20 protein-coding genes are annotated in these 26,607 nt (G+C 60.7%); 4 read left to right on the top strand and 16 right to left on the bottom strand.

What is annotated here, in order from left to right; genetic code table 11:
- The 7 genes from polX to VMW12_04085 all read right to left on the bottom strand — a co-directional run.
- Positions 1 to 1,638 (bottom strand): DNA polymerase/3'-5' exonuclease PolX (gene polX / locus VMW12_04115; protein HUZ48914.1); only part of this gene is annotated, 1,638 nt, incomplete at its 3' end.
- Entirely contained in the window at positions 1,635 to 3,395 is a 1,761-nt protein-coding gene (locus VMW12_04110; protein ID HUZ48913.1) for an ATP-dependent DNA ligase, read from the bottom strand. The genes polX and VMW12_04110, both read right to left, overlap by 4 nt.
- 11 nt (positions 3,396 to 3,406) lie before the next feature.
- The gene (locus tag VMW12_04105; protein HUZ48912.1) at positions 3,407 to 5,164 is read right to left on the bottom strand and encodes an adenosylcobalamin-dependent ribonucleoside-diphosphate reductase; all 1,758 of its coding nucleotides are present in this window, start codon (positions 5,162 to 5,164) and stop codon (positions 3,407 to 3,409) included.
- Between the two features lie 190 nt (positions 5,165 to 5,354).
- Positions 5,355 to 7,877: an AMP-binding protein gene (locus VMW12_04100; protein HUZ48911.1), complete on the bottom strand. Its 2,523-nt coding sequence runs from the start codon at positions 7,875 to 7,877 to the stop codon at positions 5,355 to 5,357.
- Between the two features lie 215 nt (positions 7,878 to 8,092).
- On the bottom strand, positions 8,093 to 9,427 hold the full coding sequence (locus tag VMW12_04095) for an HlyD family efflux transporter periplasmic adaptor subunit (GenBank protein HUZ48910.1): 1,335 nt from the start codon (positions 9,425 to 9,427) through the stop codon (positions 8,093 to 8,095).
- Positions 9,424 to 11,781, bottom strand: a complete 2,358-nt coding sequence (locus VMW12_04090; protein ID HUZ48909.1) for an ABC transporter permease — start codon at positions 11,779 to 11,781, stop codon at positions 9,424 to 9,426. Before VMW12_04090 ends, VMW12_04095 begins: the two co-directional genes overlap by 4 nt.
- 8 nt (positions 11,782 to 11,789) lie before the next feature.
- Entirely contained in the window at positions 11,790 to 12,533 is a 744-nt protein-coding gene (locus VMW12_04085; GenBank protein ID HUZ48908.1) for an ABC transporter ATP-binding protein, read from the bottom strand.
- A 64-nt stretch (positions 12,534 to 12,597) separates the two neighbouring features.
- Between VMW12_04085 and VMW12_04080 the strand changes: the two genes are divergently transcribed.
- Positions 12,598 to 13,944, top strand: a complete 1,347-nt coding sequence (locus VMW12_04080) for a Fic family protein (protein ID HUZ48907.1) — start codon at positions 12,598 to 12,600, stop codon at positions 13,942 to 13,944.
- A gap of 137 nt (positions 13,945 to 14,081) precedes the next feature.
- On the opposite strand, the gene VMW12_04075 is transcribed toward VMW12_04080, so the two are convergent.
- On the bottom strand, positions 14,082 to 14,399 hold the full coding sequence (locus tag VMW12_04075; protein ID HUZ48906.1) for a hypothetical protein: 318 nt from the start codon (positions 14,397 to 14,399) through the stop codon (positions 14,082 to 14,084).
- A 149-nt stretch (positions 14,400 to 14,548) separates the two neighbouring features.
- Here VMW12_04075 and VMW12_04070 point away from each other — a divergent pair, with 149 nt between their 5' ends.
- Positions 14,549 to 17,179 (top strand): AAA family ATPase, encoded by a 2,631-nt coding sequence (locus VMW12_04070; protein ID HUZ48905.1) that lies wholly within the window; start codon positions 14,549 to 14,551, stop codon positions 17,177 to 17,179.
- Here VMW12_04070 and VMW12_04065 read toward each other — a convergent pair.
- From VMW12_04065 to VMW12_04045, 5 genes are all read right to left on the bottom strand, one after another.
- The gene (locus VMW12_04065; GenBank protein ID HUZ48904.1) at positions 17,157 to 17,444 is read right to left on the bottom strand and encodes a hypothetical protein; all 288 of its coding nucleotides are present in this window, start codon (positions 17,442 to 17,444) and stop codon (positions 17,157 to 17,159) included. The two genes, VMW12_04070 and VMW12_04065, sit on opposite strands and share 23 nt — an antisense overlap.
- 4 nt (positions 17,445 to 17,448) lie before the next feature.
- Positions 17,449 to 17,733, bottom strand: a complete 285-nt coding sequence (locus tag VMW12_04060; protein ID HUZ48903.1) for a hypothetical protein — start codon at positions 17,731 to 17,733, stop codon at positions 17,449 to 17,451.
- A 223-nt stretch (positions 17,734 to 17,956) separates the two neighbouring features.
- On the bottom strand, positions 17,957 to 18,241 hold the full coding sequence (locus VMW12_04055) for a hypothetical protein (protein HUZ48902.1): 285 nt from the start codon (positions 18,239 to 18,241) through the stop codon (positions 17,957 to 17,959).
- A gap of 99 nt (positions 18,242 to 18,340) precedes the next feature.
- On the bottom strand, positions 18,341 to 19,600 hold the full coding sequence (locus VMW12_04050; GenBank protein ID HUZ48901.1) for a YcaO-like family protein: 1,260 nt from the start codon (positions 19,598 to 19,600) through the stop codon (positions 18,341 to 18,343).
- A 94-nt stretch (positions 19,601 to 19,694) separates the two neighbouring features.
- The gene (locus tag VMW12_04045) at positions 19,695 to 20,348 is read right to left on the bottom strand and encodes a TfuA-like protein (protein ID HUZ48900.1); all 654 of its coding nucleotides are present in this window, start codon (positions 20,346 to 20,348) and stop codon (positions 19,695 to 19,697) included.
- Positions 20,349 to 21,046: 698 nt separating this feature from the next.
- On the opposite strand from VMW12_04045, the gene VMW12_04040 reads away from it, so the two are divergent.
- A complete protein-coding gene (locus VMW12_04040; protein HUZ48899.1) occupies positions 21,047 to 21,574 on the top strand; it encodes a hypothetical protein in 528 nt (175 codons plus the stop codon).
- Here the strand turns inward: VMW12_04040 and VMW12_04035 are convergent.
- The 3 genes from VMW12_04035 to VMW12_04025 are packed head-to-tail and all read right to left on the bottom strand — an operon-like array spanning position 21,500 to position 25,472.
- The gene (locus VMW12_04035) at positions 21,500 to 24,394 is read right to left on the bottom strand and encodes an NB-ARC domain-containing protein (protein HUZ48898.1); all 2,895 of its coding nucleotides are present in this window, start codon (positions 24,392 to 24,394) and stop codon (positions 21,500 to 21,502) included. The genes VMW12_04040 and VMW12_04035 overlap by 75 nt on opposite strands.
- A gap of 48 nt (positions 24,395 to 24,442) precedes the next feature.
- Positions 24,443 to 24,904, bottom strand: a complete 462-nt coding sequence (locus VMW12_04030; protein ID HUZ48897.1) for a redoxin domain-containing protein — start codon at positions 24,902 to 24,904, stop codon at positions 24,443 to 24,445.
- Between the two features lie 13 nt (positions 24,905 to 24,917).
- Complete coding sequence (locus tag VMW12_04025; GenBank protein ID HUZ48896.1) at positions 24,918 to 25,472, bottom strand: peroxiredoxin; 555 nt, start codon at positions 25,470 to 25,472, stop codon at positions 24,918 to 24,920.
- A gap of 420 nt (positions 25,473 to 25,892) precedes the next feature.
- On the opposite strand from VMW12_04025, the gene VMW12_04020 reads away from it, so the two are divergent.
- Complete coding sequence (locus tag VMW12_04020) at positions 25,893 to 26,048, top strand: hypothetical protein (protein ID HUZ48895.1); 156 nt, start codon at positions 25,893 to 25,895, stop codon at positions 26,046 to 26,048.
- Positions 26,049 to 26,607: the final 559 nt, after the last annotated feature.

Below are 26,607 nucleotides of genomic sequence, written 5' to 3'. Positions count from 1 at the left end.
AAAATGCTCGGGTGCGTGTGCGTCGGAGTCGATCGACATCGGGACCCCTGCTTCGACACATTTTCGGATGTATTCGTCGCGCAAATCGAGCCGGTCGGGATACGCGTCGATCTCCAGAATCGTACCGGTACGTTTGGCCGCTGCGACGATCTCGTCGATATTGAGCTCGATCTCCGGCCGTTGATTGAGTAGCCGGCACGTCGGATGGAAGACGACGTCGACGTTGGGATTCTCCATGGCGCGAATAAGGCGTTTGGTCTGCTCGCGCCGCGGTAGCTCGAAGTGACTGTGGATCGCGACGCCGACCAGATCGAGTTTCGCGAGCACCTCGTCGAGGATGTCGAGCGTGCCGTCTTGGTTGATATTGACTTCGGCGCCCGAGAGAATCGTAAGCTTCTTTCCTGCGGCCTTGCGCCGCTTGTTGATCCGGGCGATCGTTTCTATCTGTGCGAGGAGACGCTTCTCGTCGAGGCCGTTCGTCATTGCGAGTGATTTGGTGTGGTCGGTGATGGCGATGTAATCGAGCCCGGCTGCTTCCGCAGCGTCGGCCATCTTTTCGATCGACGCGTTGCCGTCGCTCGAATTGGTCTGCACTTGCAAATCGCCGCGGAGATCGCCGTACCCGATGAGCTTCGGAAGCCTGCCCTTCTTTGCCGCGTCGAGCTCGCCGGTCACCTCACGCAGCTCCGGCTCGATATATTCCAACCCCAGGCGTTCATAGATCTCGGCTTCGGTATGCCCCGCGAGCATCGTCATTCCCCTAAAGAGACCGTACTCGCTTAGCTTCCACTTGTGCTTCTGCGCGATGGTTCGCAGTGCGATGTTGTGCGGTTGCGAACCAGTGAAGTAGGCCAGCGCCGCGCCCCACGATTTCGCCGCAACGACCCGCACGTCGACGTCGATGCCCGACTTCAAGCGAAGATTGGTCTTGGTCGGCCCCGTTCCATAGACGTGCGCGACGAGCGGAAGCGCGACGATCTTGGCCATCACTGCCTCCGGCTTCGAGGAGATGATGAGGACGTCGATATCGCCGATCGTCTCCTTCCAGCGCCGGAACGAACCGGCGACTGCGATGCGATCGACGCCCGGGATCCGCTCGATCAGATGGCGCAGCCGTTCGATATCGGCCATCACAAAACCGAGAATGAGCCGTTGGCCGCTCTTGCGCATGAAGTCGATGCTCTTGAGAATCTTGGCCTCGGTGCGCGTGCCAAAGTGCGGCAGCGCCGCAATCTTGCCGGCCCGCGCTGCCTTTTCGAGATCGTTGACGTTCTTGATGCGGAGCTTTTTCCACAGGGTCTGCACCGTCTGTGGACCCACGCCTTGAATGGCCGTCAATCCGGCAATATCGACCGGGACGCGTTTCTTGAACGTCTCGTATTTCGTGAAATGCCCGGTCGTGAAGAGCTCCGCAAGGTGCTCGGCGATGCCGGCGCCGACGCCCGGAATAGCGTCGATTGCCTTGACGCCGTGCTCGCGAAACGTGTCTTGCACGCTCTCGCCGAACGATTCGACGCCGTGTGCGGCGCGCTCGTACGCGCGCGGTTTGAACTCCACCCCTTGCATCTCGTAGAGTATCGATATCTCATTGAGCATGCGGGAGATCTCTTGATTGGAAAACCGTCTGCGCCTACTCATCGGCCTTTGGCTCCTCGTGCAAGTCGAAGGTGGTCTCGGTACATCTTCCATATCTCCCGTACAGTCGTCGCCTCTTCGGCAGTCTTGTCGTCGCGAAGTTTCACCAGGCGTGGGAAGCGCAGCGCAAGACCGCCGGTCTTCAGCTTATCGTGCGCTACGGTATGCACCGGACTTGCGGTGAGGTCGGCTCCCTTGATCTCGATCACGTTCACTGGCTCAAACCAGACGTCCATCTCCATATTGGTCACGACCAGGCGGTGCTTTTTCGGAATGACGTGCGGCTTGAGCAACTTGGGTAACGACCGCAGAAGGCGATCGGTGATTCCCGAACCGACCTTCGTAAACGAATAGTACTTGTTCGTACGCGGATCGAATGCGGCAACGAGAAGCGAGCCGTAGCTTCCGGCGCGCGAGCCCTTGCCGTAGAGTGCACCTACAACGACCACGTCGAACGTATCGGCAAGCTCTTTTGTGTAATCTTTCTTGAACTTGATCCAGTACCAGCCACGGTGACCGGCTTGGTACGGGCTCGTCGCACCTTTGATAACGACGCCCTCGGCGCCGCGCGCGATCGCGGAATGGAAATATCTCTCGATCTCGTTCATGTCGTCGGTGCGTATGAAGGCGCCGAGGCCGGCGGTTCGGTCGGCGATCAAGTGCCTTTGCAACAAGCCTTTACGCTGGGCTAACGGAGTCGCGAGCAAGCTCTTGCCGTTGAGGTAGAGGATGTCGAAAGCGAAGAACGCGACCGGCACTTCCTTTCGGTAATGCTCGATCTTGAGCTTACGCTTACGCTGCATGACGACTTGGAACGGCATAAGCAGCCCGGTCTTACGGTCGATGGCTACGACCTCGCCGTCGATGACCGCCTGCCGGGCCTTCAAATGCTTGCGAAGGTGTTCGATCACTTCCGGGTATTGGTACGTGATATCGTCGAGGCGCCGCGAGAAGACGCGGATCTCACCGTTGCTTTGTTTGTGGATCTGCGCGCGCTCGCCGTCGTACTTGTACTCGGCGAACATCTCGCCCTTGAGGTGCAGCGGCACCTCGTCGAGGTCCTCGACTCGCGAACAGAGCATCATCCGTACCGGAACACCCGGCTTCGGCCGCACGCGCCGCAGCGACTTCAATCCGTCGCGCGCGACGCGAAAAGCGACTTCACCCAGATCGGAGAGCACGTTATACGCCTGCTCGAGGTAGTCTTTGTCGGCTTTTGTACCTCCCGCGCTGCGAGAGAGCGCATGGAGAAACGTCATCTCCGCAGCGCCGACACGATGCGTGCCGGTGACCGTTCGCACGACGTACTTCGCTTCGACGTCGCTCGTGCTCGTCAGCAGCGTAGCGAGCTGCTGGATCTTGGATGCTTGCGCACCCGCGCCCGAGGTCCGCGCAATTTTCATCAGCAGCTCGAAGACGCCGAGGATCGAGAACCCTTTGCCGCGTCCGGTCGCGAGCTTCTCCGCGACCGCGCCGAGGTCGCCGGCTTTGATGGCCATGCTCGTTACGCGCGTCAGCGGAACGCCGAATGCCTGTGCAATCGCGCGCGCGATCATCTTTTCCGCCATTCCGAATTGGGGCGCCGAGAAGCTCGGCCCGAGCGTCCCCGAGAGCAGATAGGCGGCAACTTTGGCTTCTTCGGGCGCGAGTTTGGGGAGAAAGCGAGCCAACGTATCGATCATCGCCGTGCTCGACGAGAGCAGCTCGAGCCGCGCGAAGACACGTGCGAGAACTTTGAATGCGACGGTTTTGCGCGCCATGAGCCGATCCCTCAGTCGGGCTCTTCGAGTGCCGTCACCACCGCGCCGGTCGTCGCGTTGGGGCGGAAGGTCGTGCAACCCTTCAGGCCCATATCATAGGCTGCGTCGTACACGTCTCTAAATGCGGCGAAGGAAAAGCCTTCGGGGACGGTAATCGTCTTGGAGATCGAGTTGTCGACGTACGACTGCAATGCGGCCTGCATCGCGATCTGGTCGAACGGCGCGATCTCGTCCGCGCAGACGAACGCCGGCGGAAGGGCGTCGGTTGGATGCATACGCTCTCGCCACCGGCCGATCGCATAGTCTTCCAGCTCGAAGCTGGTGGTCGTGCCGTCTTGATTGAGTAATTTGCGCGCGACGTTCGCGGCGAGGAGTGGTTCGAGACCGCTTGAGATGTTGCCGGCCAGGAGGCTGATCGTCCCAGCGGGAGCGATCGCCACAAGATGGCTGTTGCGAATGCCATCGTTGCGTATCGCGACGCGCAACTCGTGGGGCAGCGCCGCGACGAACTGACCTTCGAGATACTTCTCCGGTTCGAAGGCGGGAAAGGCGCCTTTCTCGCGTGCCAGTGCGACCGAGGTTCTATAAGCCGTGAGACAGACGCATTGCATCACGTTTGCCGCAAACGAGCGCGCCGCTTCGCTCGCATAGTGCAATCCGAGCATGAGCAGCGCGTCGCCAAGGCCCGTGATGCCCAAGCCGATGCGGCGCGACGAATGCGCGGACCGCTCTTGTTTCGGAAGCGGGAAGCGCGACGCGTCGATCGCGTCGTCGAGAAAACGCGTCGCGACCTCGGCCGTCGCCATCAGACCGCTTTCATCCAGCCGAGCCTGAGGTGTGAAGGGATCGCGCACGAACTGCGTGAGGTTCAACGAGCCAAGATCACACGCACCGTAAGGAGGGAGTGGAATCTCGCCGCAGGGATTGGTCGCACTAATGCGCTCACAGTACCAAAGATTGTTGAGACGATTGATCCGGTCGACAAAGAGCAGACCCGGTTCGGCATGATCGTAGTTCGCGCGCAAGATCTTCTCCCAGAGTTCGCGCGCACGTACGCGCCGGTAGACGCGCCCTCCGGCGTGCGTCGTGTCGGGGAAGACGAGCGGCCATTCGGCGTCGCTGCGCATCGCAGCCATGAACGCGTCGGTGATCAGGACGGAGAGGTTGAAATGCCGGAGTGCACCCGGCCGCCCTTTCGCCGTGATGAACTCCTCGACGTCCGGATGGTCGCAACGCAGCGTGCCGATCATCGCTCCGCGGCGCGCTCCCGTCGAAAGGATCGTCTCGCACATGGCATCCCATACGCCCATGAACGAAACCGGACCCGACGCGATCGCGCCGACGCCGGAAGCCTTGGCACCGCGCGGCCGCAAGGTCGAGAAGTCGTATCCGACACCGCCGCCTTGCTGCATCGTCATCGCTCCCTCGCGCAGCGCGCGGAAGATGCCCTCCATCGAGTCCTCGATCGTACCCATCACGAAGCAATTGCAGAGCGTCACCTTGCGGGCCGTGCCGGCGCCGGCTTGAATGCGGCCGCCGGGCAGAAACTTGAACTCCCGCAGTATCCCGTAAAAGCGTTGCTCCCAGGCGTCGCGATCGCGCCGTTCAACGGCGCTCAGTGCCGAAGCGATCCGGCGCCAGCTATCCTCGATCGTCCGATCGCCGTGGCCGCCGTTGCGGTACCGGTACTTCGTCTCCCAGACGTGCTGCTGTATGGCCGTGCGCAACGCACCGCCGATTACGCTGTTCTGCACCTGCGATCCGGGCATCGTGCTCCAAGTCTAGTCCGCCGGAACGAGCGATGTTGGGAAGAAGCCGTGATCGGCTCTTCATATTTCCAGTTTCCAGCACATTTCGCATGGCAGCATGCCGACGGTGCGTGTGCTGCTTCCCGCCGCAATTCGATCGGAAGAGAACGACGTGCATATTCGCGACGTGCCCACACACGGCGAATCGCGCTTAGCGAAGGTCGCCGACTGCTTCCTTGACGGCTAGGGCAATCGACTCTGCCGCATCTTCCCGAGCGGAGAGCGCAGCCCAGCGCTGTGGAGCAAGCGGTTCGCCGAACCGCACCGTCAGTGAATGGCGCCGCGGAAGCCGGCGCCCCGCCGGAAGGGAATCAAATGTGCCATCGATATACACCGGAACGATCGGAGCGGCGACATGAAGCATCAGCGAGCCGATCCCCGGCAAGAACGGCTGCAACGTCCCGTCGCTCGAGAGCCAGCCTTCCGGAAACCATGCCAACACCTGCCCGCGCCGCAGCACGGCCTCACTGAGCGCAAGACCTTCGCGAGCCCCGTGCGCCGGGTCAGCGGGAAAAACGTGTGCGCAGCGGCTAAAAAGCCGCTTCCAAGGGGCCGAGAACATGGCCTCGACGGAGCCCGCAAAATAGAGTTCCCGCAGCGCGTACCAAGGAAGCGCTGCGGTAAGGACGGGCGCATCGAGCAAACTCGCGTGATTCACACACAAAACGTATGGGCCTCGCTCCGGCACGTGCTCAAGGCCTTCCACCGTAAGCGGGAAAAACGAACGAATGAGCGCGCGATTGATCGCGTGACCGGCACGATACACCACACGCGCGAAAACATTTGGTGGCGCGAGCCAAGCCGACGACGATGCGATGCTCTTTGCAATGGGCTTCGCCGCAGCCAGGGCGACAAGGTCGCGGAGCGTTTTGACTTGTTCTAAGGCGCGTTCATCGAGGGTGATTCCGAGTGCCTGCTCGATCTGCATTGTGAGTGTGGCCCAGCCGAGCGAATCGACACCAAGATCGAGTTGCGGACTCATGTCGAGCGACAAGTGCTGCTGTGGAAAGTGGGCCTGTAACCAGCTCCACATTCGCCCGGCGATTGGCCGCTCGAGCAATGCGCGATCGCTCGGCGAGAGCTGAATGATTGCGGTCCCACGTCCCTGCCGAGCCGTGCGATAGAGAGAGGGTAACAGATGGCGCCGTAGCTTCCCAAGCTCCGTGCGAGGCAGCGGCGCTTCGATAAGCGCAAAACCGGTCAACTGCATATATCGTCGCAGCTCGTTCGCGCACGTTGACAGCGCCGCGCGAATTGCGGCTTCACGCGATTGCACATCCGGATACGAGCGGGCAATGAGCGATGGTACGGCCAGCGCGACCAGCTTGCCGTCATCGATAAGCACTGCGATTTCATCGACCATCGCGTTCTTGTAGCCGGCTTCGACACTTTCGGGATCGAGTTTCTCACCACCGGCCAGCACCAGCGTCTCCGTCGCACGGCCATGAAGGTAAAGATATCCTTGGGCATCGATACGGCCCAGATCGCGAGTGCGAAACCAACGGTCTGCGGTAAATGCCTCGCGGGTTGCTTCCGGATCGGAGCGGTAGCCCGCAAAGACGCTCGGGCCGCGCACTTCGATTTCGCCGATACCATGTGCGTCCAGGCCGCGTAGCCGCACGTCAACCTCGGGCAGTGCCTGACCGGCGCTGCCGATCCGTGCATGACCCGGGCGATTGAAGGAAACGATTGGAGACGTTTCGGTCAAACCATAGCCGGCGAGCACTTCATAGCCAAGACCGATCACCATGCGTTCGGTTGTTTCAGCGAGTGCCGCGCCACCCGATGCGAGTCGCTGCAAGCCAGGTGCAATGCTCCGACGGACGGCGCCGAATACCATGCGGCCGAAAGTGGGGCGGCCCCGCTGCGCAAGCGCGGTCGAGATGCCAATCAGTCGATCGAACACTGCGGCTGCAAATGCTCCTCGCTCTTTTACGTTCTGCTCGACCGCACTCGAGAGTGCTTCGTACAATCGCGGCACGCCGATCAGCCAATTCGCGCCGCCGACTCGCAATGTGCGCGAAAGCTCGGGACCGGTGATTCCGCTCGGAAGAACGACCGATGCGCCGCAGCAGAGCGGCAAGAGAAGTCCGACCACGAGGGGATAGGCGTGGTGAAGCGGCAACGGGAGGAGCGCCCGATCATGCGGGCCGAGTTGAAGAATCTCGCTCATCGCCCTGATATTGTATAAGACGTTTGCATGCGTGAGCGGGACCGACTTCGGTACTCCCGTGGTCCCCGACGTGTGCAGAAGTAGCGCGGTGTCTTCGGACGCAGGCATCGATGCGTATGACTCTCGGAGCACTCGCAAAGAAAGGATCGATCGTCTCTTGTCGCCTTCGGCATAGAGCAACCGGCATTGAGTTCGGGCGAGAAGTTTTTCACATTCCGGTTCACCTTGTTTTGCCTCGATCGGCATCACTGCGCCCCCCGCCTTCAGAATGCCGAGACAGGTTGCAATCCAAGCGCTGCTATTCGGAGCGAAGATGCCTACCGGCTCGCCTGGCTTGATGCCCTGTTGGTGAAGGTCTACGCAGACGTGCTGCGCTCGCTCCCCGAGTTGCGCGAACGAAACCTCGTCGATCGCCGCTTGGTCCACGAAAACGACGGCGGCATTCGCGCCATAGGTCGCGAGCTGCTCCACGAGCTGCTGGAGCGTGGTGATATCGACCATGCGACCCTCCCAGTGCTACGATGATAGCGGAGATCGCTATGAAAATTGAAGATTTCTCGTTCGGAAGCATCCGAATCGACGGGACGACCTACAAGTACGACGTCGTCATCGACCGCGGTAAGCATCACACTCGACCGAACACCTCGGCGTCACGGCGATGCTTGGGCCAACCGATGGCCTGGGGATGCGCGCGAGGAATCTTCGCCGTCGGGGTTCTAAGGGCTTAGCAGCGAAACGGCATCTCCCTCTTTGAGCGTCTCCGATGGGCGCACTACGACCGTGTCGCCGCTTTGCAGCCCTGCGAGGACCTGCGCATCGCCGTCGCCCATGCGGCCGATTTTCAACGTCGTACGATGGACCTTATTGCCGCGCACGACGAACGCGCACCAATCCTCCGCGCAACGCACGAGCGCCGGGACGGGAACCGATACGACGTCCCCGCTCCAGGTCACAATGCGTACCTCGAGGCGATAGGCATCCCCAAGGGAGGGCGGTCGCTGCGCAAAATCGGCGATGACGTTGACTCGCTGCTCTTCGATACCTAGCGCCGAGACTTTGGTATAGCCGGATGGCTCGATCCGGCGCACCTTGCCGCGCGGATGATCGTTCCCGGCACCGCGCAGTACCTCCATCGTGTCGCCGACATGAATGCCGACGGCATCTTGAGAGAGCACGTCGGCGACTATTTCCAGCGTATTTCGGTTTCCGATTTCCACGAGCGGCGCACCCGCAGCGACGTAGGCTTCGCTCTTTTGGAGCACCCGCATAATTTCGCCGGAGACGGGCGCGACGATCGCGGTCCGAGATGACTGGTCCTCGAGCGTCCGCAGTTGTGCACGAATGGCATTCATTTGCGCGTCGTACACGGTTCGCAAGTAATCCGGATCGCGCACCTTCTTGGTGAGCTCATCGAGCGCCGCGCGATCCATCGTCACTTGCGCTTCGGCAGCCGCGGCGTCGGTCTTTGCCATCTGCAGTTCGCGGCGGCGCGTAGTCTCTGCCAGTTGCGCTTGCTCTCGAGCGAGCTTGGATGCGTAACCTTGCGCCTCCAGCGCGGTCTGCCGGCGCGCCTCCCGATCGGCCTGTTCGAGCGCCGACTGAGCGGCTAGGACGCGTGCGTGCGCCGATAAGGCGAGGGCCACCGATGAAGCCGTGCGAGCGCGCGCCTGCGCGAGCGTTTCGTCCTTAGGACGGAGCGTTTCGACGCCGGCGCGTTGAGCTTGGAGCTCCCGCAGCTTTTCAAGCGCCGATTCGATGGAAGCGTTGTAGGGCAGCGGATCGATCGAGCCAAGCTTCTGCCCGGTCACGACGCGGTCGCCTTCCTCGTAGGTTATGCGGGAGAGGCGCCCCGGAACTTGCGCCGACACCACAAATCGATCGCGAAGCCTCGTCTTGGCTTCCGCTTCGACCGCGGTTTCGATGCGCCGCTGTGCAACCACGGCCGTTTCCACGGGAATCGGGCGCGGCCGCAACACGAACGCGATAGCGCCGGCGACGAGCAACAGTACTAGGGCCCACAGTATCGCACGGGCATAAGGGCGCACGCTCATTCACCAGCCTTTAACGCAGCCACTAGATCCAGTTTGCGCAGTTGAAGCGCCAGCAAAGCTGCAGAAACCGCGGCCGCCAGCACGACGAATCCCGCAGAAAGTAGATAGGTTTCGCTCGATACGACGATCTGAATCCGATAGTAATCCGACTCGTACATCGGTTGGAGGGCACGATTGAGGACGTGTCCCAATACGAACCCGAGCGGGATGGCAATCGCCGTCAAGATCGCTTGTTCGCCCACCAGCATCAGCGCCGTATCGCCGAACCCATATCCTAATATCCGCAACGTGCAAAGCTCCCGGGTCCGCTCCGAAAGCGCAACGCGCCCGGAATTATACACCACGCCTGCGGCGATCACGAACGCAAAGCCTAGAATGAACGTCACCGAAATCCCGATGGATTCAGCAAAGGTGCGCGTGAACTCATCCAGAGCCGCCTTGCGATATGAAACGCCCGAAATCATCGGTGTGGCTTTGACCGCCGCGTCAAATGCGGCTTCGCGCGCCGGATCGAGTTTCACATAAGCTCCCGAAATTGTGCCGTCCTCGTGCAATATTCGGTTGAGTTCGGATATCCCCATATAGACGTTCAGCCCGATCATCTCGTCGGCAACATACTGTACCCGAAGCGGAACGACGGGACGGCGCCCCTCGAGAACGGCAACGGTAACCATCGATCCCGGAGCCACTCCGAGGATTTGCGCCAGGGCCTGCGTCATCAGAAGACCGCGCACGGGAGGCCGTATTTCATGCATGTTCCGATCGATGATCCGATGCAAGGACGGCACCGGCGGTAGCCCGATGATGGCTAACCGCCGCGAACGATGGCCGTTTGAAACGCGCGCGAACACCGCTCGAAATGGCTCGACTTCGAGCACACCGGGCATTGCCGCGACATTGAGCCGGGCGGCGGCGCTAAGAGGGCGTACGAAGGTAAGCATCGCGTCCTCCCGGCTCACATGACGGAATTGTACGTCCATCATTCGATTGACGGAATCCATCGTCGATCGCCCGACAAGCAAGATCGCAACCGCGAAAGCTATCGCGATCGCAGTCAGCAGCGATCCGAGCGGCGTACGCTCGATCGTGCGTACGATCATTCTCACGGTTGCCGGTAAAAATTTCGCTAAACCGGCGCGTTCCAATAACGTGGCTTTGAAGACCGCCGGTGCCCGCGGACGCATAGCTTCGGCGGGCGGTAGCCGCACGACAGATCGAACCGCCCACAGCGCGCCCAGAACGCCGGCAGCCAGGCTAATCACAACGGCAAGAACGATCAGGCCCGGACGGGCCTGGAAAACGACTGCGGGAAAGCGAAAGAAATTCGTATAGATCAGTGCCAAACGAAAACCGGCCCACAAACCTGCGAGTACGCCCACGACCGATCCGCTTCCGACGCATACGACGGCCGACCCGATGTAATGCAGGGCAAGCGTCGCGTTTCCGTAGCCGAACGCCTTGAGAATCGCGATTTGTTCGCGTTGCGTTATAACCAGGCGTGAGAGCGCAGCGTTTACCAAGAAGGTCGCTACGCCCAAGAAAATCAGCGGAATGGCGATCGCCTGCGCGCGTAGTTCGCGCAGTTCGCTGCTCACGAAGCGATCCGAGGACTGGTCCGCCCTGCCGTATGCACCGAGCGAGCCGAAAGGCCCGAGAATGGCATCGATGCGCTCGATGATCGCCGCCTGATTGCCGCCCGGAGAGACGCTCACCGTCACGTTGTTGAATGCGTCCGTCATGTCGAATGCCGCGGCCAGGGCCGTATCGTTCATCCACACGATGCCGAAGTGGCGGCTGTCCGGCCAGATGTCGGCACCACCGCGCAGTTCGTAAACGTATTCGGGTGACAGGGCGACGCCGACAATCCGCAGAGTCTGACGCCTGCCGTTCACAACGATCCTCACGACCGAGCCGGGGCCGAGATGATTGGCCTGGGAGAACGCTTCGCTCACCACGGCCTCGTCGCGCGACCGCGCCGACGGCAATCTCCCGCTGCGTACGAACAGGCGGTTTAGCGCCGGTTGCGAGCCGTCCGGAATGCCGATGAGCCGTAAGGTCGCCACATCTTGACGGCCGGGGATATCGGCAATAACGTCCTGCACGACGCGCGTTTGGACTCGCTGGACGTATGGGAGTGCCGCGATCCGCGCGGCCACCGCGTTGGGTGCTCGCGTAACACTCGCGAACAGGTCCGCAAATCGGAAATCGCGGTAGTACGACGCCTGCGCGTCGTACATGGCATCGTAATTACTCTGCATCGTGACGAACGCCATAATGCCGCACGCCGTGATGGCGGCGATCGCGACGATCTGTCCCTTCCACAGAACGAGATCGCGGAGAAGCTTGCGATTCAAGCTCGACATCACCACTCGATCTCCGCGGCGCTTCGCCGCTTTTGGTTGGTCGCGATGGAGGAAATCGTACCGCTGCCCATGGTTACGACCCGGTCTGCCATCGCGGCAATAGCCGCATTGTGCGTAATGATCACGGTCGTGGTCCCGAACTCGCGGTTCGCGCCGGCAAGTGCTTCCAAGACCACACGCCCCGTGGCGGCATCCAGGGCGCCGGTCGGCTCATCGCAGAGCAGCACATCCGGCCGCTTCGCGATCGCGCGCGCGATCGCCACGCGTTGCTGCTCGCCCCCTGAGAGCTGGCTCGGAAAGTGGTCGGCGCGATCCCGCAGGCCGACGAGCGCAAGCATTTCGACCGGGTCGGCGGGTGCCGAGGCGATATCGGTTACGAGCGCGACATTTTCGCGGGCCGTAAGGCTCGGGATGAGATTGTAGAATTGGAATACGAAGCCGACGTGCTCGCGCCGAAATCTGGTGAGCTCGTTCGCGGAGGCGCCGGTCAGATGATGATCGCGAAAGACGACGTCGCCCGATGTCGGTACGTCCAAGCCGCCGAGGATATTGAGGAGCGTCGACTTACCGCTTCCGGACGGCCCGAGGATGACGACGAGTTCTCGTTCGAATAAGTCGAGATCGACATCGTGCAACGCGTGCACGACAACCTCGCCCATGATGTAGTTCTTCGCGAGCCCCCGCGCATGGAATACGGCCGTCTGCAGGCCGCCGGGCGGATTCGAGCTTTTCAATCCTTGCACGGCGAGACCGAATGCCGGCGTCGCGAAGCCGTCCTCGTAGACACTTTCCCAGCGTAGGCGCGGTATGAGAAGACCTCAAGAAATACCCGCTCAAGAGTCGCCGCCGCATAAAGCTGGCTCCCGATTTCGCCTGCCCCGCCTATCGCAAAGCCTGGGGCAATCGGAAGGTCGGGAAACGGAGTCAAGCCGGCCGTGGGCCTCGATCGGCAGCCGATGCGTAGAAACGGGCCCGGTTTGTACGCATTATATGCGTGCATTATTGACGTTCGCGCGTAGGAAGCGCTACAATAATACGCACATTATGCGTAGAACCTATCTTTGGGAGCTAGACCCCTGGCCGGCCTTCACGTATCAGGCCGACCAACTCATCGGCCCGCTTGGCAACGCCCTCGTGCGGTTCGGAACGCTTTCCGGGCTTCTTATGCATGCGAACGTAGCCGACAAGGGCGAATCGGAGATCCGCGCACTTGTGGCGGACGTGGTGGACACGTCGGCAATCGAAGGAGAAAAGCTCGACCCGGAAGCCGTGCGCGGTTCCATCGTGCGGCGCTTGTCGCTCGCCGACGGCGGCGTGAGGCGAGCAGACGATCATACCGAGGGCGTGATTGATATAACGATGGACGCGCTCAAATACGAGCGGCCGGTGACGGAGCAACGATTGTTCGACTGGCACGAGATGTTGTTCCCGATCGTGCGCGGCCGTCGTGCGCTGCGGAACATCGGTCGTTATCGTGACGATGGCGGCGGCCCCATGACCGTGCAGACGAACCGTGGTGCGGGGCGTGAGCCGACGATTCACTATGCGGCGCCGCCCGCGTCGCAGGTACCGGGCGATATGAAGCGCCTGATTGACTACGTCGAAACCGACACCGGCGAGCATGGGGTGATTCGTGCGGCGATCGTGCATTTGTGGTTCTTGCTGATTCACCCGTTCGAAGATGGAAACGGTCGCATCGGGCGCGCGCTCGCGGACCTCATGCTATCTCGAGCGCAGGGGCCGGAAAATCGCTACTGCAGCCTCTCGCGTCAAATCTTGATCGACCAAAAAGCGTACTACGAGGCGTTAGAACGAGCGGGCTACGAGTCGTTTGATATTACGCAGTGGGTCGCGTGGTTTCTGGATTGCTATGCGCGCGCAGCCGAGGCGACGATTGGCATTGTCAACGACGTGCTGCGGACGACGACGTTCTTCGCGACGTTCGCGGACATCGCGATGAACGAGCGGCAGCGCAAAATCGTGAAGCGGCTGCTCGACGGTTTTGATGGCAGGTTAAATGCGGAGCGATATGCCCGGATGACGAGCGTCTCGCACGATACGGCGAATCGCGACCTTTCGGATCTCGTGGAGAAGGGCGTGTTTGTGCGAGAAGGAGAGTCGAGGAAAACTAACTATCGCCTCAGTGGCGTATAACGGCGTCATAAGAGGACCCAGCGGACGGTCATCGAGCCTGTCAAGTAGGAGGCTTGCCTCAGATGGCCGGTGTGGCGTAGCCGTCGTCCGCCGGCTCGATCGATTCGCTTATGAAACTGGGCAGAGATCGCCTACTGCTAGTCGGCGCTCCGCTGTACGAAGACGGCGATGCGTCGGCCGGTATGGCCGTGAAGCGGGGCTACGGTCACATTGAGATCGCTCACGCAGGCTGATGCGCTGCGGCTCGGCTGCATCGTGCGCCAAGTGGCCGTAAGCGCACGGACGACTCGATCGATCGGGCCCGGAAGTATGTCCGGCTGAGAGTCCATCCCGTATAAGGAGGCGAGCGGGTCGCCGACCGTGGATGGGCCTGCCATCACCACGTGATAGGTGTCATCGAGAATGAAGCAGTAGGGGACGGACGACCGCAGCTGGTCGGCGTGCGATCGGCTCATCGGAGCCGTTTCCTCGGATTCCATGCGTGCGAGCATCTCTAATACCTCCATTTGACCCAAGCCTACCAGAGGCGCCCGACCGAAGCGTCCGGGGAAACCCCTATTTCCGCGGGAGGAAATGCTCAACCGCTCCCAGGAGCGTGAGCATCGTGGGCGCTTTTGTAGGACGCGAAGCCGAGCTTCGAACGATCGTCTCTGTTGTCGCAGCCTCGCGTAAGGAGGGCTTGGCCCGCGCGCTCGAGATCGTGGGGCCATCCGGCGTGGGGAAAACCGCCCTTGCGCAAGCCGTCGAAGCGCACGCGGCCGAAAGCGGCTGGCTGATCGCCGCCGTGGTATGCCATCGCATTCAATCGGGTCTGCCGTACCTGCTGGTACGCCGGCTCATCACCGCGACGATCGCCGCGCTAGGGGAGCAGGCGGACCGCTATACCGCCGGGCTGCGCGCGGAGATCGACGCGTCCGAGGCCGGAGGCGCGCAATCGAATGAGGAGCTGTTCCTACGCTTGCTCGAAGGCGTGACGCTCGACCATTCCGTGTTGCTCTCCATCGACGACGTGCAATGGGGCGACGCGGAGAGCCGCTCGCTGATCGAACGGACACTACGCGCGCTCGCCAATCGCAGCGTCGTGCTGCTCTCGACGCTGCGACCGGACGAACTGGATGTATCGCCGTTTGAATCGCGCGACGTACAGGTCGCGCTTGGCGAACTCACTCCACAAGCCAGCGCACAACTTGCACGCGCATATTTGCCCGACGCTCCAGATACCGTTATCACCTCCATTGTTGAACATGCCGGCGGGCGCGCGGTGGATCTCGTTGCGCTCGCAAACATGGCACGCGAATGTCATGCAACAAAATCGGAAGATGTCGCCGCAAGCATGCGCGGCATGGTCGCTCAAGATGTCGGGCTGTTGACCAAAGACGTGCGCGAGTTTCTGCAGCTCTGCGCGCTCATCGCCGAGCCTATCGAGCTGTCAATTCTTCAGCAGCTCTGGCCCGAAGAGCGGACATTATTACGACTCATCGAACGCGCCTCGGGCCGATATCTCGTGCAGCATGGAGAGAGCCTTCAATTCGCGCACGCAGCAATTGCGCAAGCTATCCGGGAGACCATCCCGATCGAAATCCCCTTCCGCCGCCGCATTATCGATGCGCTGGGCAATTTGTCGAATCCAAGCCTTGAAGATTTCGAACGAATGGCCGAGCAAGCTAAATTATGTGGCGATCGCATCCTTGAGCGCTCCATCTTGATGAGGCTTTCCGGGGCGGCGGAACGTGTGTACGCATTCGGCCTTGTGGTCGCTGCGCTGGAGCGCGCCCTTTTAATTGGTCAACCGGAGCCCAGAGAAAGTATCCATTTTTTTACTCGCCTAACCATGGCCTATAACTATACAGGGAACCTCGCCCAGAATATACGTACGCTCGGAGAGGCATTATCGCGCGCCGAAAAGGAACACGACATAGACGGCGTTGGTCCGCTGGTGGGATCACTTTTACTTGCTCTATGGGTTTCGGGAGATCGCAAGGCCGCCGAATCAGCGCATCGGCATTACGAAAAGGTTCTTTCCACGCCGGCCGACCGCTCGCAACTGATCGGGTTTGAGGCATTTGTCGCTATGTGCGATCGAGATACGGCCCGATTTGAGCACATTAGGCAACTTGCCGCAGAGGGCGGCAAGTTCCTAAATCCGGTCGTGCGACTACGGCTATCAATATCTGCAGCGTTGTTAAAATCGCGATGCGGCGAATTTGAGGAGGCCCAGCGTCTTTTGGAGTTAGCAAGAGAGGACTTCAAGGAATTCGCTCCTGCGCATGCGATGTATGCCATTTCATCGCGCATCATTACCTTCTCGCATTCCGGGCCTGCGGGCATCGAGCGAAGGTTCGGTACAAAAGATGACCCGCGTATGAGGGAGGACTTCTGCGATACTCTTCGCATGCTCGTCGCGTTAGCCAAAGGCGACGGCGAATATGTCGCAGACCTGGCTGAATCGGCGCGCATTCGCTATACCGATCAATACGTGCAACGGACCGTGAATGGGATTGTCCTCACAAGCAATGTCCTGCTGGGCCAGCAGATCGTGCGCCCCGATGAAATCCTGTCCCGTGAGGCCGTGCATGAATTTGTGCGCAATCAGGAATCAACAAGGTTGCCGCTGGTCGCGGCCTGGTGTGCTTCGACCGCGAAACGCGATGGGTCTGCAGCGCGAGCCCTCATCGCGCAAATGCTTCGGCACTTAGAGAAGCCGGTTAATCCATGGATAGTATTCTTCCCCATAGTCCTGGTGGTCGCCGCGCATCGCGCTGGAGACGTAGCGGCGCTTGCGCTGATGACGAAACCGTCGGTTTTTGGGGACGACGCTGGTGCATGGAATGTCGTTCAACGAGACTTTGCAGCTAGCGTGGCGTCAGCGCTATTGGCGAAACGAGCCGCTGACCCCGGCATCGAGGCGTGCGCTTCGCGATTCGCCGAACTTGGGGCACCGCTTTTTGAACGACTGGCCACCGGTGATTGGCACGCGTTGTTTTACGACGCGGCGACGACTCCGGAAAAGCAACACCTGGGCATAATAGCAAAGAAGCCGACTCGCCGCGAGCTAGAGGTCGCATCGCTCGTGTCGGAGGGAATCACGAATAGAGAGATCGCCGAACGCCTATTTCTGAGCGAAAGAACAATCGAGGCACACCTAGCGAATCTCTTTGCTAAGGTAAACGTCGGTTCGCGGACGCAGCTGGCGTCCTGGTATATGAAGACCGTTAGCCCTGCTGCATCATCATAAATGATCCAACGTGGTTCACCACATCTTCATTTTGTTCTTGTATCGCGCTGACCTGAGGTTGCAAGTTTCTTTGCACGTGCGATGACATCGAACTCAAGTCATCGGCCGACGGGGGTTCCGCGAGACCAAGCGTCTCCTGAATAAATGCCCCGACGACAACGTGATCGTTCTTGGCTATCGCCGACCATCGCGCGAGCGTATCACTCGATTGTCCTAAGGCGTGAATAAAGCCAGCCGCAACGGCTTGTCGTTGAACATCATTCATAATGTCAACACGCTTGTTGCATCATCGTAAGAGTCCCGACGTGGTTAATCATCGAATCCTGCTGCCGAACCTTCTCGATCCTCGCGTGCAGGCCATCTCGAATAAGTGCCGACATAGCAGCAATTTCAGCGGGTGAGAGCGTGGCGTCTCTTCCGATGATCTTTTGAAAAAACGCCCCCATAGCGGCGCTGTCAGACCTCGGCAATCGGGACCATTCGACAAGGGTGTCCCGAGATTTAAGCGCACCAACAGAATCAGCCGCCGCGGCTCTTAGTTGTGTCTCGTTCATATCGTCCCTTTCCGAATCGGTCAATTTACGAAACTTTCCCGCCAATGCAGAGGTTCCCTGTACACAAGCAAACAGCACCGGTAACTAGGAGAATCTTCACGAGGCGACCGATGCAGTCTTTTGATACAAGCTTTCCTAACGCCGAGAAGGAGGTGGCAACAAGGAAGCCATTTCCCCGGGGATCGAAAAAGGTTACCCCTGCAGCGCGGCCTCTTGAAAAACGTTACCGCTGCTGCATCATTGTAAATCCGCCCACGTGATTCGCTACGTCGTCCTGCGAATTGACGGCTTCGACCCGCGACTTTAGATCGGTCTGTACCAAAGATGACATTGCGCGCAAATCGTCGGCCGAAAGTGCGCCAGTCAGTCCGGCTGCTTTCTGAAGGAAGCCGCCAACCACCGCTGCATCGTCCTTGGGTAGGCGCGCCCACTCCAAAAGCACCTCTTGCGAACCACCGATCGCACGGTACGACTTTGCCAAGATAGCATTACGCTGACAGTCCTTCATGAACCCTCCATTGAGTTGTTACGAGACGTGGATTCGAAATCACCAAGCAAATACCGACTCAAGTCACCAACGACGGTCGCCGTTTTTCGGTATACCCGATCATGAATTAGGCCCCCCCCCGGAAGCATTCCAACTCTCGCTTACATGGAATGGATCGAAGAGTTCCATAATCCGGGGCCCGATTCTTCCGTTCACCGCTAGGGTCTCGATCTCAGGGACGATCATTCGCACTACTGCTACTGGAGCATCCTTCGGGGAAATATCGATGACGATCACGCGTGTGCAGCCCATCCTCCGGAGCGCCCGCAAGAGCTGTTTCACATCGGCACCCACTTCCGACGTGCTTAAATCGGGAATCTGTTGGAGCCGGACGGACGATGCAGGAAGGTCGTGATACCAGCACCCGCGCGGAAGCTCGACGAGGCGGCGCGCATATTCACCGGTTTGGCCGACCGGATCATCTGGCCGCAAAATATCCTCGCGGGCGGCTTGAATGTCGACGACTCGGCTCTGAATGCACTCGGTGATCGCGCGAGATAGCGCGTGCGCCGGAGAGAGCGAGCACCCGAGCCCCATGTGGGCCATCGGCGGGGTGGCATCAACTTCGGAAACCGATGCAATAATCGTTGCCGGCAATCCGGGCTCATCAAGCCAAAAGGCCCTCAAGCTTAACCCAACCTCAGCGATGCGCGCGGACAGCTTGTCGATCCCCGCATTCCCAGTGGGGAACTCAATCTCGGCTGCTAGAGGTAGGTCCGTGGCCGTTGGTCCCATGAAAAAGCGGGGCACAAGGTGGCATTTTGCGTGGTACATCGACCACACGTGCCGTTCAATGAGCTCACTTAAGGCGTGGTAGACAGCCTCATCGAAGGTATTTCCGGATGCGAGGCCGTTCGTATCGGTAAAACGGAACAGCTTTTCACCAAACCACGGGCACTGCACCATCGCGAGGGGAACGGGAATTCGATCACCGCTTAAGAGATCGAGGCCCTCGACACAATCGACGACTAGATCGCGTGCCTCTTCGCGTAAGCTCAGCATGTCGAGGTCGATAAAAGTGCAAACTCGAGCGATCGATTCCTTAAACGTCGGCAGACCGGGAGCTGCTCCCATCTGACGCTCGACCGCTTCCATGACTGCGCCAACGAGCGCAGCTTCGCGCGTCGTTCCTTTGCCGTTGTATACAGTGATTAAATCTTCGGTTGCCGGCACCACTGCACAGAACGTCGGAATGCCAGTGCGATCGAGCCACGTGGTATCGCCAACCCGCGTGATTCCAAATCGCTCACGCAGCATTGGGACTAGAGCTAGAGTATCCTCGAGAGGGACCTCACGGTCCCACATTCCGGTCGGCTTCATACGCCTCTCCCCGTACTGGCAATTGAGCATGACACCATCCGCCAGCGGCTCCCTGAAGCAGGCCCAGCGTTCTGTAACAGGAACGTAAAAGCTGTCATCCTAAGCCTTCTTGATGAAGCAATGCGGGTAAGCCGATGTTCCGCATCGCCCGACGAAGCGCAAAGCGAGCATCCCAGCGCTTAAGATCGCCTTCATTCTTAGCGATTCTCTCAACAGCCTCGCGCGCGTGCAGAGGCGTAGCATCGATCACATCATCCCACGAGCGATCCATATAGAACACAGCGCGTGAATCGGCGACTAGCGTAATAGCTTCGTTTCGCGAAAGTATCTTGCGGCGCCGTGCGAGTTCGGCCACGTATCGGACATTAACGGACGGGACCGTGACGGCGGCGTTGGTTTGTGGATGTGTAAGCACAGCAACTTCGTCGTCGCCGTCGATTACCTCTCGCATATACCACCTCGCGATGATGCCGAGCGGTAAAAGGCCGTAGGGCCAACATTCCGCAGCGCGTAACGCCCCCATGCTCGATGCACCGCTCATTCGAACATGCTGCGCGGCGCGATAACATTCTTTGGGGGACGGCGCCAGGTCGTGATGAAAAACGCCATCGATAAGAAGAATTGCGTCGTATTCGCGCGCCGCGCGTTCCACGTCGCCCCGCGATGCCGGCAGAAGGTAGTCAACGCGCTCGTGTTCTATACGGTCGCACGGCGGAAGGGAAGGCCCGCAAAAGACCGCGAGCCGCATGGTTGCACGCATTAGCCGCACCTTTGCGGCGGGTCGCGCGCTAACCTCTCGCCCATGGGCAGCGTCTGAGGGTATTCGTCTTGTCCGGGACATCGCCGTGGCCGCGGGATGTAAACAACGGTTTCTTTTGGGGAATCCTCTCCATAAAAAAGCGGACCCGCGCAAACCGGTTCTCGAACCGATCGACGATCGTGTGGTCGCTGTCGATCGCGCACGGCTGCCTCAGCTTCGTTTCACCTAACGAATCAGCGGTGCGCCGATTCGAAGTGACGCGTGCACGCGCCGCAACTTAGCGGCGCGGCACGCGCGCCCTTTTAGTCCTAGGTCTTATGGCTCAGGGTGATTCGCTAGGGGATGGCGATGGACACGCATCATCGGTAGATCCCGGCGATGCGCTCACGCATGGCGTGGGAGTTGACGTGGGAGTCGGCTCCGGTTGTGCGGTGACGCGCGCCACGCCCAACCCCAGCAACAGCGCCATCGCAGCTAAAAGCGTAAAGGAGCGTGCTATTCGTTGCATAGAAATCTCCGTTCGAAGCGTGGATGTGGATACAGACGCGCTTACCCCCCAATGGAACCGTTAACACGTATAAAGCGATCCGTCGTATGACGAGCCGCCAAGCGGGCCGAAAACATCGCGAACTAGCGCAGGCGCAGCCCAACGCTTGCCGTATCAAATCGAAACACTTTCGTAGAAGATGCCGCCGCGCGGCATCGTTGAGGTGGACGCAATGGGTAGAGGCTACTTCCGCACGTTTGTATCGTTGGCGGTAACGGTCGCGCTGGCCGCGTGCAATTCGGGCACGACGAATTCCGTTGCGCCGATCGCGTCTACCGCGAATATCTCCGGCGATTACTCGGGCACGATGCAGGATGCGCAGCGCGGGAGCGGTACCGCTACCGCAACGCTCGCGCAACATAATGCCACGGCCGGCGGAACGATCACCGACGTCGAGACCGGGGGGACCGTCACCGCGCAGATTTCGCTTGCGATCGCCGCGACAAACGCCATCAGCGGTACGATGGTCATCGACTATGCAAGCGGAACGACGTGCACGTTCAGTACCACAGGCACCTACGATCCCAACACCGGTGCGCTGAGCGGCTCCTATACGGCCGTTACGAACTGCTCGGGTGATTCGGGCACGTACTCACTTACCCAGCAGTGTACCGACACCGTCACCACCCAGATGCGCACATTGAACGGCGTCATTAGCCCCTGCTGATCCCGATGCGACGATCGCCAGCGCCTCTTCGAGGCGCAGGCGGCCGCCGCGCTCCAATAACGCGCCGATGGGACGATCGCCAAGCGCACGCTCGACGGTTTTCCTCACCGTCGCGAACGCCTCATCGTCATCGCTCCCATCCAATTCGCGCAAGCGTGCCGTGGCATATCCCAGCAGAACTGCCGCCCCCTGCGGATCGCCATCCGCATGGAACGCAGACGCGTACGCAAGCGCCATCGAGAGAACGATGGGGTGTTGGAGGTCGCGCGCTAGCTCCACAGCCCGATATACGTGCGGTCGCGCGTCGTCGAGACGACCGGCTGAGAGGGCATACTGCGCGATATTGATCTCGATGTAAAGCCGCGAGTCGCCCTCGACATATTTGAGCGCCGCGGCGGCTAATTCGATCGCGCGCTCGTGGCAGCCGGCGTAAAACTCGCTCGCCGACCACCAATCGAGCACCCGCCAGAGTTCGTCGCGGTCGTCGGCCGATCGTGCGATTTCCATCGCCTCGGCGTAACGTTCGCGCGCGCGCTCGATCTCGGAAGGAGGGAGCGAACGGGCGCATCGTCGGAGCACGCCGATCAGCACGCGGGGTTCGTTCAATGCGCGTGCGGCATCGATCGCTTCATCGGCCGGGCCAATCGCATCCTCAAAACGCCCCGCCTTCGCGTACTGCTGTGCAACTTGCGAGAGCGCGCGGATCGATCCGCGCACGTCGGTAGATGCGCGGTAATGTGCTACCGCACGCTCCGCACTCGCCAGAGCGAGCCGGTCGTGCCCGAGGTTGTTCTGCAGCATCGAGGCAACGTATTCGATGCGGCCGGCGGTTGCGCGCTCCAGACTATCGACCCCGAGGGCGGCTTCGCACCAGCGCAGGCCTTCGGCCAAATGCTCGAGACGCAGAAAAATCGGTCCGCACTCCGCCGCGAGTTGCGCGCCGACTCGCCGATCGCCCGGGCCTTCGAGCGTCCACTGCAACGCAGCGCGAAAGTTATCGATGTCGGGCGCGAGCCGTTCCAGCCAGCCGGGCGGAAGACGCGAATCGAACTCGTGATAGGCAGCCGAAGCGAGGCTTGCAAAGTATGCGGCGTGCTGGTGCGAGACGATCGCGCGCGCCTGCTGTTCGGCGGCCTTTCCTCCTGCGAATTCTCGAATGGTCTCGAGCAAACGGTAACGCGTCTCGGGCACGCGCGCTACGGTCAGAAGCGATTTATCGGAGAGCGACGTTAAGACGTCCAGCACGTGGTACTCGTCGCAGCGCCCGTTCTGCGTGCAGACGGCCGCGGCCGCTGCGAGCGAGAAGCTCCCGCGAAACGCGAAGAGCCGCTGGAAGAGCGACTGCTCTTCGGCAGCGAGCAAATCGTAGCTCCATTCGATCGTAGCCCAGAGCGTCTGCCGGCGCGGCAGCGCGGTGCGCGCGCTCGACGTCAGCAGACGAAAGCGTTCGTCCAGACGGGCGAGGATCTCCGCGACGCTAAGCGCGCGCACGCGCACGGCGGCGAGTTCGACCGCGAGCGGGATGCCGTCGAGTTGCTCGCAGATGCTACGAATTTCCGCAACGTATGGGGACGCGTCGAACTCCGGAACCACCGAGGCGGCGCGCGCCGTAAAGAGTTCGACTGCCGCCTCCGGGCGCAGCGAGCCAAGCCGATAGACGTGCTCGCCCTCGAGATGGAGCAGTTCGCGACTCGTCGCCAACAGCGAGACGTTCGGGCAGTTGGCGCGAATCTGCGCGACGATATCGGACGCCGCGGCGAGAAGCTGTTCGCAGTTATCGATCACGATCAGGGCATCGCGCGCGCGCAGATATTCGAGCAGGCGCGCGAGTTCGCCGCCGGCTTCACCGCCGGCTGCGTTCAACGACGAAAGGATCGTCGCCGCGATCAGGTTCGCATCGGCGATCGGCGCGAGATCGACGAACCATGCGCCGTGTTCGTGGCTCCCGAGCGCTTCGGACGCGCACTGGAGGGCGATGCGCGTCTTTCCAACGCCACCGGCCCCGGTAATGGTCACCAATCGAGACTGCGCGAGCGCGGCGCGAAGCTCTTCGAGCTCGCGGCTTCGGCCGATCAACGGTGGTAGATTCGCCGGAATGTTCGTCGCGCGGGGCGCCGTACGTCGAAGGAGCGGATCGAGCGCGACGAGCGCGAGGCCCAGATCCTGCGCGAGCCCCCCGAGCATTTGCGTCTCCTCATCGTCGTACTCGCCTTGCCGGCAATCGACCACCAGAAACCCAACCAAGTCGCCCGCCACCGTCATCGCGAATGCGTGCGTCCCGGGCGCCGCCGATTTTAGAAGCGCCGGCCGCGCGGGTTCACCGCTCGATAGCAGCCGAACTAATAGCGGGTCGCCCGGGCCGACGTCGCTTGCCGGCTCGTCGAACGACGAGCGTTCCGCGCGAAACGTCTCGCGCCGAAGATATACGGCGCATCCGCGCGCTTCGAGATGATGCTCGACCGCTTCGATCACGCGGCGCAGCAGTTGCCCGGCGTCGCTGAACGACGTTAACTCGTGTCGGAAACGCTTGAGTGCCTCAAGCGCGATACGCCTGCGATGGTAGAACGCGGCATCGACGCGCGCCTCAATCCAGCGGTGGATCGGGCGGAAGACCAGCGCCGCGATGAGGACGATCGCGATCTCGATCGCGACGCTCGCGATGCGCGAATGCTGGGAGATAAAGCGTTCCGTCGCCCACTCGAAGAGCGCGAGCAGCAACACGATCGTCGTCGTGACGAGCGTGTACGCTAAGGCCTGCAGGCGCCGTCCCGGGCTCGGGCCCGGCGTACGCGGGGCCCGGGCCTTAGCGTCGTTCGACATTACGACCCTATCGAGCCGCGCCGGTCGGACTTCCTGCTTGGCCGGGCCCTAATTCAGCGCTTCTTCTTCGGCCGTCTCTGCGAGGACGCGCTGGATGGCGGCTTCGATGCGGTCGAAACCTTTGCCGCCGGCCTGAAAGTGGCGGAGTTCGTGCGCGCGGTTGAAGACGTAGAACGCCGGCACGAACTGGTTTTCGAATCGATCGACGATCGCGTGATCGTTATCGATCGCGCACGGCTGCGTCAGCTTCATTTCACCGAGCGCATCGGCGGTGACTTCGTCAACGTTGAGTTCGTCCTCCGAACGCGGCTGATGGACGGCCACGAACGCGACGCCATGCGCGGCGAATTTGTCACGCCACTGCGCGAACTGCTCCGCGGTTTCGTGACAGATGTAACAACTCTTCGACCAGAACGAAACGACGACGGGTAACCCGCGCAGATCCTGCGCGCTCGGTTCGCCGTTCACCCAGGCCGTAGCCCCCTCGAACGTCGGGAGGGGGCTACGCATCCGCAATGCCATGTTACGCCTTCTGCAGCAGCGCCTTGCCGGGCTTCCATTCGGCCGGGCAGAGCCCGCCGGTCTGGAGCGCCTGCAACACGCGGAGCGTCTCTTCAACGCTGCGACCGACGTTGTCGGCGGTCACGACCGCATACTTCAGCACGCCTTCGGGATCGATGATGAACAGCCCACGCTGCGCGGCGCCGGACTCTTCGTTGAGCACGCCGTACGCACGCGCGGTCTCTTTATTGAAGTCCGACACGAGCGGGTACTTGGTGCCATGGATGCCGTTCTTCTCGCGCGGCGTCGAGAGCCACGCCCAATGGCTGTGCACCGAGTCAACCGACGCGCCGAGAATCTCGGCGTCGAATTCTTTGAACTCGTCGTACTTGTCCGAGAGCGCCGTAATTTCGGTCGGGCACACGAACGTGAAGTCGAGCGGATAGAAGAAGAATATCAGCCATTTACCGCGGTAATCGGAGAGCTTGATCTCCTTGCCGAGATCCTTCGCGCCGGTCGCATCTTTCGTGCTCGCGAGTTTAAAATCGGGGGCCGGTTTTCCAACCTGAGCTAACATTAATACGTCTTCCACCTTCTATATGGATTGAGGGACTGCTGATGGCCGCAAAACCCCGGGGCCTCCCAGGGCAGTTGCACCCCAACTATATCCCCTCCCTCGCCAAAATGAAAACGACTTTCATCTTGAGGTCTCAGTGCGGGATCGCCCGCCGCTGAGTCAATTATTTGCAACAGGCTCTTAATAGACTTTATATTGACAACTAAAAGCCTATTATCTAGACTAATTCGTGAAAGAGGGCGAAAAATGGCTGTTTTGGATGGGTTTGCCCTAGATGCCGACATCACGCTGAGTGAATTACGTCAGGAGGATGTCCTCGACGCTCGTCTTCGGACATTTCATCGGCTCCGCTTACGACGACGGAACGAGCTTGTAGGCGTCGTCGTGGACGCGGAATCCTGGCGGCAAATCGAGGCTTATGTGCGACAGCTTGAAGAACGCATCGAACATCTTGAGGACGCAACGGCGCGAGCGGTCATCACCAGCCGCGCGCCGGACGCAACGTTCGTTGAACTGACAGCGAACGATATCGCCGATATCGATCGAGAGTATCAGGCGCTCGTCCGGGGTGACTGAAGCGACCGATTCGAACACGCCCGCTCATGCGATAAAGGCGCTGTACCGGGCACTACGCCTCCCTAACGTATGGGTCGTAAAGTCTTATGTGGCGCAAGATTTGGCCAACCTCCGGCGCGCATTTCCCCTCGACAACGAGTTCGCCGGCGCGGTTTTAGCCGTGGCGAAAGAATTGCTCTTCGCGTTGCGTGCGCCCGCAGTTCATGGGACCCCGATAACATACGCGCTCGATGGGTGGCGCAGGAGCAGATTTGCCTCGGGCCGTTCCCCAGTCTCCGACCTGCGCCTGATCTTTCGTAAGCGTGCCTACGACTCAGGCATCGAAGTCTTGGCCTTCGGTCACCGAGAAATCCCGGACACGGTTTACCACACCGCCGCCCAGCGAAACACCGGCCCCAGGCCCAAAAACTGAATGCGCGGGGTGGTGCGCTATCGTCCGAACTTCATGTGGCGAACGCTGCAGAGATCGACATTGCGCTTCACGGCCACGCTCCCATCCTCATAGGTCGCCTGCACGTCGTACGCGCAGGTCACGGGATCGAAGACGATGGGGACTTCG

The sequence above is a fragment of the Candidatus Dormiibacterota bacterium genome, from assembly GCA_035532835.1.
Taxonomy (GTDB): Bacteria; Vulcanimicrobiota; Vulcanimicrobiia; order Vulcanimicrobiales; family Vulcanimicrobiaceae; genus DAHUXY01.
The sequence above is the reverse complement of the archived record's forward strand: the minus strand, read 5'-3'. Positions and strand labels throughout refer to the sequence as shown.